The sequence below is a fragment of the Methanosarcina spelaei genome, from assembly GCF_002287235.1.
Classification (GTDB): Archaea; Halobacteriota; Methanosarcinia; order Methanosarcinales; family Methanosarcinaceae; genus Methanosarcina; species Methanosarcina spelaei.
Map to the genome: position 1 here is coordinate 1 of NZ_LMVP01000284.1, position 1,237 is coordinate 1,237.

Annotated in this window: 1 pseudogene; it reads left to right on the top strand. The window is 52.2% G+C overall.

Going from position 1 to position 1,237, the window contains the following annotated elements:
- Positions 1-1,237, top strand: a pseudogene (locus ASJ81_RS12930) (acetyl-CoA decarbonylase/synthase complex subunit alpha); the annotation flags it as partial.

Below are 1,237 nucleotides of genomic sequence, written 5' to 3' on the forward strand. Positions count from 1 at the left end.
ATAACAACCTGGTCGACAAGATGGAAATTGCCGGGCTTTGCTGTACCGCATTCGACATGACCAGGTACAAGGAAGCTGATAGGAGAGCGCCGTATGCCAAGATCGTAGGGTCCCTGGCAAAGGAACTGAAGGTTATCCGCTCCGGAATGCCTGATGTCATTGTTACCGACGAACAGTGCGTCCGAGGTGATGTGTTATCTGAGTCTCAGAAACTCAAGATTCCTGTGATCGCATCCAATGAAAAGATCCTGATGGGCCTGCCGGACCGCACCGATGCCGACGTGGATTCAATAGTTGAGGAGATTAAATCCGGGGCAATTCCGGGTTGTGTAATGCTTGACTATGATAAGCTCGGAGAGCTCGTCCCGAAAATTGCTGAGGTAATGGCTCCGATCCGCGACGCAGAAGGCATAACAGCAATTCCGACTGATGAGGAATTCAAGGCATACATAGACAAGTGTGCCAAGTGCGGAGAATGCCTGCTGGCCTGTCCAGAAGAGCAGGACATCCCAGAAGCCATGGAGTATGCAGCCAAGGGAAGCTACGAGTACCTAGAAGCCATCCACGATGTCTGTATCGGCTGCCGCCGCTGCGAACAGGTCTGTAAGAAGGAAATCCCAATCCTGAGCGTGATTGAGAAGGCTGCACAAAAAGCCATCAGCGAAGAGAAAGGATGGGTCAGAGCTGGCAGAGGACAGGTAAGTGATGCGGAAATCAGGAAAGAAGGCCTGAACCTCGTTATGGGAACTACTCCAGGTATCATCGCAATCATCGGATGCCCGAACTACCCGGCCGGTACCAAAGATGTTTACCTCATTGCCGAAGAGTTCCTGAAGAGAAACTACTGCCTGGCCGTGACCGGATGTTCCGCAATGGACATCGGTATGTACAAGGATGAAGAAGGCAAGACCCTTTACGAAAGGTTCCCGGGTACATTCTCAGGCGGCGGACTGCTTAACAGTGGTTCCTGCGTATCCAATGCAAACATCACTGGAGCCGCTGAGAAAGTTGCCGGAATCTTTGCCCAGAGGACCATGGCAGGGAACCTTGCAGAAGTTGCGGACTACGTGCTCAACCGTGTAGGTGCATGCGGACTTGCATGGGGTGCATTCTCCCAAAAGGCTGCTTCAATAGGTACCGGATGTAATATCTATGGTATCCCGGCAGTGCTCGGCCCCCACAGTTCCAAGTACAGGAGAGCCCTGATCGCCAAGAACTATGACGAGTCCAAGTGGAA